This window comes from Propionimicrobium lymphophilum DSM 4903, from assembly GCF_000423485.1.
In the GTDB taxonomy this organism is placed as follows: Bacteria; Actinomycetota; Actinomycetes; order Propionibacteriales; family Propionibacteriaceae; genus Propionimicrobium; species Propionimicrobium lymphophilum.
In genome coordinates this window covers 110,036-119,314 of record NZ_AUIB01000007.1, presented here as the reverse complement: position 1 = coordinate 119,314, position 9,279 = coordinate 110,036, and the positions used below count along the sequence as shown (strand labels likewise).

At 53.0% G+C, this 9,279-nt stretch carries 3 protein-coding genes and 3 rRNA genes; all 6 read right to left on the bottom strand.

Annotation, left to right across the window (positions count from 1 at the left end):
* Positions 1–48 precede the first annotated feature (48 nt).
* A 5S ribosomal RNA gene (rrf, locus tag G556_RS0105440) occupies positions 49–165 on the bottom strand.
* Between the two features lie 84 nt (positions 166–249).
* Positions 250–3,344 (bottom strand): 23S ribosomal RNA (locus G556_RS0105435).
* A 278-nt stretch (positions 3,345–3,622) separates the two neighbouring features.
* Positions 3,623–5,143, bottom strand: a 16S ribosomal RNA gene (locus tag G556_RS0105430).
* Together the 16S, 23S and 5S rRNA genes form the textbook arrangement of a ribosomal RNA operon.
* A gap of 845 nt (positions 5,144–5,988) precedes the next feature.
* Positions 5,989–7,254 (bottom strand): tyrosine--tRNA ligase, encoded by a 1,266-nt coding sequence (gene tyrS / locus G556_RS0105425; RefSeq protein WP_028822038.1) that lies wholly within the window; start codon positions 7,252–7,254, stop codon positions 5,989–5,991.
* A 32-nt stretch (positions 7,255–7,286) separates the two neighbouring features.
* The gene (argH, locus tag G556_RS0105420; RefSeq protein WP_028822037.1) at positions 7,287–8,729 is read right to left on the bottom strand and encodes an argininosuccinate lyase; all 1,443 of its coding nucleotides are present in this window, start codon (positions 8,727–8,729) and stop codon (positions 7,287–7,289) included.
* Between the two features lie 24 nt (positions 8,730–8,753).
* Positions 8,754–9,236, bottom strand: coding sequence for an arginine repressor (gene argR, locus G556_RS0105415; RefSeq protein ID WP_016455648.1), 483 nt, complete (start codon positions 9,234–9,236; stop codon positions 8,754–8,756).
* Positions 9,237–9,279: the final 43 nt, after the last annotated feature.

Below are 9,279 nucleotides of genomic sequence, written 5' to 3'. Positions count from 1 at the left end.
TGTGAAAAGTTAATGCCCTCCAAACAAAAGCCTGGAGGGCATTAAAAAGTCCGGCAACTACCTAGTCTCCCACAGGCTCCCGCCTGCAGTACCATCGGCGCTAGAAGGCTTAACTTCTGGGTTCGGAATGGAACCAGGTGTTTCACTTCCGCTATCATCACCGAAACACTATCGAGTTAGGACCAACCCCCAAAAGGGTTGCCGTCCGTACCCCAAGAACAACACAGTGGACGCGTACATCTTTGTAGAAAAAACAAGCCCTCAACCTATTAGTAACAGTCAGCTCCATGTATTACTACACTTCCACATCTGTCCTATCAACCCGGTAGTCTACCGGAGGTCTTACCCCACAAAGGGCGGGAGTCCTCATCTTGAAGCGTGCTTCCCACTTAGATGCTTTCAGCGGTTATCACTTCCCAACGTAGCCAACCAGCCGTGCTCTTGGCAGAACAACTGGCACACCAGAGGTTAGTCCGTCTCGGTCCTCTCGTACTAAAGACAGCCCTTCTCAAGACTCCTACGCGCGTAGCGGATAGGGACCGAACTGTCTCACGACGTTCTGAACCCAGCTCGCGTGCCGCTTTAATGGGCGAACAGCCCAACCCTTGGGACCGACTCCAGCCCCAGGATGCGACGAGCCGACATCGAGGTGCCAAACCATGCCGTCGCTATGAGCGCTCGGGCAAGATCAGCCTGTTATCCCCGGGGTACCTTTTATCCGTTGAGTTACGGCGCTTCCATACGCCACCGTAAGATCACTAGTCCCAACTTTCGTTCCTGCTCGACTTGTCAGTCTCACAGTCAAGCTCCCTTGTGCACTTACACTCGACACCTGATTGCCAACCAGGCTGAGGGAACCTTTGGGCGCCTCCGTTACCTTTTAGGAGGCGACCGCCCCAGTCAAACTACCCATCAGGCAATGTCCCTGATCCAGATAATGGACCTAGGTTAGATAACCAGAACGACCAGAGTGGTATTTCAACAATGACTCCACCCAAACTAGCGTCTGAGCTTCAAAGTCTCCCACCTATCCTACACAAGTCGTTCCGATCACCAATACCAAACTATAGTAAAGGTCCCGGGGTCTTTCCGTCCTGCTACGCGTAACGAGCATCTTTACTCGTAATGCAATTTCGCCGAGTTCATGGTGGAGACAGTGCCCAAATCGTTACTCCATTCGTGCAGGTCGGAACTTACCCGACAAGGAATTTCGCTACCTTAGGATGGTTATAGTTACCACCGCCGTTTACTGGGGCTTAAGTTCAGTGCTTCACAAAAGTTGACACTTCCCCTTAACCTTCCAGCACCGGGCAGGAGTCAGTCCGTATACATCCTCTTTCAAGTTGGCACGGACCTGTGTTTTTGATAAACAGTCGTTTGGGCGTGGTCTCTGCGGCCATCAAGGCTATAAACCTCTCCGGCCCCCCTTATTCCGAAGTTACGGGGGTATTTTGCCGAGTTCCTTCACCACGATTCTCTCGAACGCCTTAGTATTCTCTACTCATCCACCTGAGTCGGTTTAGGGTACTGGCGGACATGACAACTCGCTAACGAAGATTTTCTAGGCAGCATAGGATCACCGATTTCGACCATACGGTCTACCCGTCAAGCCTCAGGATAAACGCCTAGCGGATTTACCTACTAGACACCCTCGAACTCTTAGCCCGGGACTACCATCGCCCGGTACGGCTACCTTCCTGCGTCCCTCCGTAGCTTGCCTAAAAGAGACTTGGGTCACAGACTCGGAAACAATCAAACACCCGAAGGTGAAAAAAAGTCCCTTGCATGCTTAGCATTATCTCGTTCAGCAGGATCGCTGACACGCCGGTACGGGAATATCAACCCGTTATCCATCGACTACGCCTGTCGGCCTCGCCTTAGGTCCAGACTTACCCAGGGAAGATTAGCTTGACCCTGGAACCCTTGGATATTCGGCGGACGGGTTTCTCACCCGTCATTCGCTACTCATGCCTGCATTCTCACTCGTGTGCACTCCACGGTCAGGTCACCCCACCACTTCAACACACACACGACGCTCCCCTACCCATCCACACACCTGGATCAAAGATCAAGTACATGTGTAAATGCCATAGCTTCGGCGAATAACTTGAGCCCCGCTAAATTGTCGGCGCAGAATCACTTGACCAGTGAGCTATTACGCACTCTTTCAAGGGTGGCTGCTTCCAAGCCAACCTCCTGGTTGTCTCCGCAACTCCACATCCTTTTCCACTTAGTTATCTCTTAGGGGCCTTAGCTGATGATCTGGGCTGTTTCCCTTTCGACTACGAAGCTTATCCCCCGCAGTCTCACTGCTACGCTCTAACTTTCCGGCATTCGGAGTTTGGTTGATTTCGGTAAGCTTATAGACCCCCTAGACCATCCAGTGCTCTACCTCCGGAAAGAAACACGTAACGCTGCACCTATATGCATTTCGGGGAGAACCAGCTATCACGTTGTTTGATTGGCCTTTCACCCCTATCCACAGCTCATCCGCTCAATTTTCAACTTAAGTCGGTTCGGTCCTCCACGACGTCTTACCGTCGCTTCAACCTGGCCATGGATAGATCACAACGCTTCGGGTCTAGAGTATGCGACTAAAACGCCCTATTCGGACTCGCTTTCGCTACGGCTACCCCACACAGGTTAACCTCGCCACACACCACTAACTCGCAGGCTCATTCTTCAAAAGGCACGCCGTCACCCTCTCGGGCTCCGACGGATTGTATGCAAACGGTTTCAGGTACTATTTCACTCCCCTCCCGGGGTACTTTTCACCTTTCCCTCACGGTACTAGTCCGCTATCGGTCACCAAGGAGTATTTAGGCTTAGCGGATGGTCCCGCCAGATTCACACGGAATTTCAGGGGTTCCGTGTTACTTGGGAAAAAGCATTAAAAGAGTCACTAGCTTACGCATACAGGGGTCTCACCTTCTATGCCGCAACTTTCCAGCACGCTTCTACTTAACTAATGATTTCTAACTCTCCGACCAATCAACAGCTTGATCAAAACACTTCCCACAACCCCACACCTGCAACGCCTGTCAACTATCACACAGATGCGGTTTAGCCTACTTCCGCTTTCGCTCGCCACTACTAACGGAATCACAATTGTTTTCTTTTCCTGTGAGTACTGAGATGTTTCACTTCCCCACGTTCCCTCCAAACACCCTATAAATTCAGGTGCAGGCCGCCGGACACAACTCCGGTAACTTCGAGGTTTCCCTATTCGGAGACCCCCGGATCAAAGCTCGTTTACCAGCTCCCCAGGGATTATCGCAGGTTACTACGTCCTTCGTCGGCTCTTGGTGCCAAGGCATCCACCGATTGCACTTAGTAGCTTGTTGTTTAAATCTACAAAGATGCTCGCGTCCACTGTGTAATTCTCAAAATACGGGCGAAACCAAACCACACAAAACAAACAAAACGTTCCATGCGCGCTTGACCGCACGAAGCCAAAATCCGAGGCTTCAAAACCCAACAGCGTGCAAAAAACCAACCAAACCAAACCAGCGCGTTCCACACTCACAAAAGCAAGCAGTACTAAACAACCAGAAAAACCTGATCAGTCAAAAGTCAATGTTCCACAAAACCACCAACCAAACGGTTGAAAATGGCTCCTTAGAAAGGAGGTGATCCAGCCGCACCTTCCGGTACGGCTACCTTGTTACGACTTAGTCCTAATTATCAGCCCCACCTTCGACAGCTCCCCCCCCACAAGGGTTAGGCCACTGGCTTCGGGTGTTGCCAACTTTCATGACTTGACGGGCGGTGTGTACAAGCCCCGGGAACGTATTCACCGCAGCGTTGCTGATCTGCGATTACTAGCGACTCCGACTTCATGGGGTCGAGTTGCAGACCCCAATCCGAACTGAGGCCGGCTTTTACAGATTCGCTAACCCTTACAGGCTCGCAACTGACTGTACCGACCATTGTAGCATGCGTGAAGCCCTGGACATAAGGGGCATGATGACTTGACGTCGTCCTCACCTTCCTCCGAGTTGACCTCGGCGGTCTCTAACGAGTCCCCAACATAACTTGCTGGCAACATTAGACGAGGGTTGCGCTCGTTGCGGGACTTAACCCAACATCTCACGACACGAGCTGACGACAGCCATGCACCACCTGTATACCGACCTTACGGGGCGCCTATCTCTAGACGTTTCCGGTATATTTCAAACCCAGGTAAGGTTCTTCGCGTTGCATCGAATTAATCCGCATGCTCCGCCGCTTGTGCGGGGCCCCGTCAATTCCTTTGAGTTTTAGCCTTGCGGCCGTACTCCCCAGGCGGGGTACTTAATGCGTTAGCTACGGCACAGAGAACGTGGAATGTCCCCCACACCTAGTACCCACCGTTTACGGCGTGGACTACCAGGGTATCTAAGCCTGTTTGCTACCCACGCTTTCGCTTCTCAGCGTCAGGAAAGGTCCAGAGAACCGCCTTCGCCACTGGTGTTCCTCCCGATATCTGCGCATTCCACCGCTCCACCGGGAATTCCATTCTCCCCTACCTTCCTCTAGTCAGCCCGTATCGAAAGCAGGCTCAGCGTTAAGCACTGAGTTTACACTTTCGACGCGACAAACCGCCTACAAGCTCTTTACGCCCAATAATTCCGGACAACGCTCGCACCCTACGTATCACCGCGGCTGCTGGCACGTAGTTAGCCGGTGCTTCTTCTGCCACTACCGTCACAAAAGCTTCGTCATGGCTGAAAGCGGTTTACAACCCGAAGGCCGTCATCCCGCACGCGGCGTTGCTGCATCAGGGTTTCCCCCATTGTGCAATATTCCCCACTGCTGCCTCCCGTAGGAGTTTGGGCCGTATCTCAGTCCCAATGTGGCCGGTCGCCCTCTCAGGCCGGCTACCCGTCGTCGCCTTGGTAGGCCACTACCCCACCAACAAGCTGATAGGACGCGAGTCCATCCCCCACCGCCAGAACTTTCCAAACCAAAAGATGCCTAAAGGTCTGAATATCCGGTATTAGCAGCCGTTTCCAACTGTTATCCCAGAGAGGGGGGCAGGTTACTCACGCGTTACTCACCCGTTCGCCGCTCGTGTACCCCCGAAAGGGCCTTACCGCTCGACTTGCATGTGTTAAGCACGCCGCCAGCGTTCGTCCTGAGCCAGGATCAAACTCTCCGTCAAAAAAATATCGGCAAAACAGGCAACCAAACAAAAGGAAGCCTGCAAAAAACCGTCAACAGAAAATTCGACAACTGACAAAAGACCAAAAACTGGTCAAATCATTAGTAATCAAAGGAATCTCGAACCATCCAAAAAGAATGGCACGGGATTAAAAACAAAATGCAAAAATGCATTGGCATTGACTAAAAAGCACGCTGTTGAGTTCTCAAACATCGGACGCACAAAACCAAACCCCACAAAAAGCAGGACCCAGAAAAGGCAGCTCCAAAACTCTACCAAACAACCAGAACCCTTGTCAAATCCCTAAATCGTTTGATACACACCAGACCAGACCAACAAGAACCATCAAAGCCCTGCAAGGTCACAACCCAGCAGAAACAGTCTAACAGACAATCCCCAAAAAGTCAAGCCCACTGTGGAATTTTATTTTTACCCAACCTTGTCCTTTTGGACATGTCTCAATCCCTTTTCAAACCTTTTGGATCCATGGCGGGCCCTATTTTGGACGCACACCGTTCCCCAAAATTTTTAGAGGTAACTGAAACGGTTAGGTGATCTTCAATTTTATTAAGAAGATCAAACTCGAAGTCGGAAACTATCTCTTCGTTCGAGCCGGAGATCAACCTTAAAACAATCTCGAGCAGATTTCAAATCGAAGTTTTATCTTGATTCTTCAATCAGCACTCTTGAGTTTTAAGTATCTCACTGCCCTCGTCGGTGTCCCTTCTCAGGCAGCTCGAAGAACATTACTGCAATGAAGCCAAGATGCAAAATCGCCGGTGCGAAAGCTGTTGCAAGCCATTTCGCACCGGCGATTTAACGACATAAAACGCCTAGTCAGAGTATTACTTGACTATTTCTACGCCGCCAACAGTCTTCTTGCCCCTACGAAGCAATATGTACTTGCCGGCTAACAGATCTTCTTCGGAAATCTTTGCCTCGGCGTCCTCAACCTTGCGGTTGTTGACGTAAGCGCCACCCTCGCTAATGGTCCTGCGGGCCTGTCCCTTACTAGGAACTACCCCACTGGCAGCCAGTGCGTCCACGACGGAAGGAAGCTCCGAGCCACATTCCATCTTCTGTGTCTGTACCTCACCCATAACTGCGTCGAGTGTGGATTCGTCCAGCTCAGCTAACTCTCCGCGTCCGAACAGGGCGGCTGCAGCCTTCTCAGCGGACTTCCTCAGATCCTCGCCATGAACCAGATCGGTGACGTCGTTAGCAAGAGTTCGCTGTGCAACCCTCTTATAGGGGGCCTCCTCAACCTCCCTGGCAAGCTCCTCGATCTCTTCCTTGCCACGCGGACTAAAGACCTTGAGCATCTCGATAACCTTCGAGTCCTCGGTATTCAACCAGAACTGATGGAAGGCATACGGGCTGGTTAGCTTGGGATCGATCCAGACAGTGCCGGACTCGGTCTTGCCGAACTTGGTGCCGTCCGCCTTGGTGAGCAACGGCGTCACAAGACCGTGGACTGTTGCCTGTTCGGTTCGTTTAATAAAGTTCGCACCGGCGGTGATGTTGCCCCACTGATCTTGGGCGCCGGTCTGAAGTGTTACACCATATCGCCTGTATAGCTCGCGATAGTCCATCGACTGCAGCAAGACGTAAGCGAATTCGGTAAAGCTGATGCCGCTTTCTAGCCTGCGGGCAACGACGTCTCGAGCAAGCATTCGGCTAACCGAGAAGTGCTTGCCGACGTCGCGCAAAAACTCAAGCATCGGGATCTTAGAAACCCAGTCGTAGTTATTAACGACTATGGCTGCGTTGCTGCCCGAGAAATCTACGTACTTCTTAACCTGCTCGCTTAGGCCTGCGGTCCATTCTTCAACCACCTCGGCGGGATTCATGGTGCGCTCGCCCGTTTGCTTCGGGTCGCCGATCATGCCAGTTGCACCGCCCACCAGCAAGATGGGGCGGTTTCCGGCTTCCTGGATCTTGCGAGCGACTAACAGCTGAACGAGGTGACCGATATGCAAACTAGCAGCGGTCGGATCGAAGCCCACATAAGAACTGATTGGCCCCGAATCCAGATGCGCTGCTAGCGCATCAATATCGGTGGAATCGGCGATGAGCCCTCGCCAGGTCAATTCATCCAGTAGTGCATTCACCTAGCCGAGCCTAGCGCAATTTGAATAATGAGCTAAGCCCCGATAGCAAGTTTCAACGGCGACGAGGCCCATTGTGCGTGATTCGCGACAACTTCAGATAGCTCAGCGAGCTGTGCCTTGACTGCCTCGGGAGCGGTTCCGCCTCTTCCGTTTCGGCTAGCCACGCTGCCTTGGATGTTGAGCACCTCGAGAACACCGTCATCGAGCTCGTCGGCGATCTCTCCCAGATCCTGCGGGGTGAGGTCTGACAATTCAATGTTCTTGGACTCGCAGTACTTAACGGTTAGGCCGGCGATGTCGTGAGCGCGAGCGAACGGAATTCCCTGCCGAACTAGGTGATCGGCGACATCGGTTGCCAGCGAGAATCCGCGAGGCGCGGCCTGCTCCATGCGTTCCGTGTCGAACTTCAGGGTCGAGACCAATCCTGTGATTGCAGGAAGCAAAATCTTCAGCTGATCGATGCTGTCGAAAACAGGCTCTTTGTCCTCCTGTAGATCGCGATCGTAGGCCAGCGGAAGACCCTTCAGCGTGGACAACAGACCGGTAAGGTTACCGATCAAACGTCCGGCCTTGCCCCTAGCCAGTTCAGCCACGTCCGGGTTCTTCTTCTGCGGCATGATGGAGGAACCAGTAGACCAACGATCGTCCAACTTAGCGAAGCCAAATTCTGGGGTCACCCAGAAGATGATGTCTTCGCTCAACCTAGAAAGATCGACGCCAACCTGAGCGAGAACCCAGGCTGCCTCGGCCGTCAGGTCGCGAGACGAAGTGCCATCGATAGAGTTAGCAACCGAATTCTCGAAACCGAGCTGGGTGGCGACATAAACCGGGTCCAGACCCAGAGACGTGCCCGCCAAGGCAGCAGAACCATACGGGCTCTCGGCTAGACGAGCATCCAAGTCACGAAGCCTGGAGACGTCTCGAAGCAGCGGCCAGGCGTGGGCCAGAAGCGAGTGGCTCAGCAGAACCGGCTGAGCAGGCTGCATGTGTGTGCGTCCAGGCATGATTGCGCCAAAGTGCTTTTCGGACTGCCCCTTAAGCGCATCCACTACGTCCAGAATTTCCTGGCTTAAAACCCGAATCTGCTGACGCAAGTAAATTCTGATCAAAGTGGCGATCTGGTCATTACGAGAACGACCGGCACGCAGCCTGCCACCCAATTCGTCACCGACCCGCTCGATCAGAATTCGCTCGAGTGCACCGTGTACGTCCTCATCGGTATCTGCGGGACGCAACTTTCCGGCGGCTAGATCATCGAGCATAGAATCGAGGGCATCTTCCATCCGTTCCAGCTCGACCTGCTTAAGCAGGCCGGCTTTGGCGAGTGCGTGTGCGTGCGCCTTGGAAGCTGTGATGTCTAGATCCGCCAGCCGCCAGTCGAACTGGGTGGAAACGCTCAGCGCGAACATCGCCTCGGTCGGGCCACCCTCAAAGCGGCCACCCCACAAAAAACCTTCTTGGTGATCAGCGTTCACTATCGTCCTTTCGTAAAATTTGCGTTAGCGCGCCGCTAGTTCAACGAACCATTGCACGAGTTCCTGACCGCCGTCAGGTTTTTTAGAAATGACCATCACTGTGTCATCGCCAGCGATGCTGCCAAGGATCATCGGGTTAGCCACCCTATCGATTGCCGACGCGAAATACTGAGCGGCACCCGGCGGTGTCTTCAAGACAACCAGATTCGCCGAAGCGTCGGCGTAGATCAAAACCTCGGCACAGATCCTCGCCAGCCTGCTTTCCAACGCCGCGTGATCCGACGCCATTTCAGACCCCGGGCGGGCATAGATCAAAAGACCATTATCCGACCTGACGCGAACCGCGCCGATCTCCAATAGATCCTTGCTGAGCGTACTTTGCGAGACCTCGATGCCCTGTTCAGCCAGTAAATTGGATAGCTCGGCCTGAGAGCTGATTTTGTGGTTTGTGATCAGCTCCAGAATTATCCCGTGCCGCGCAGTCCGCGAGACAGCTTTACGTTTCATACTCAAGTTAGTGTGCTCTCAAAGTTAGATTGACAGGCAGTCC

Bases quoted from the DNA above. Each gene is read 5' to 3' on its own strand.
- argR (WP_016455648.1), bottom strand. From the start codon at position 9,236: ATGAAACGTAAAGCTGTCTCGCGGACTGCGCGGCACGGGATAATTCTG.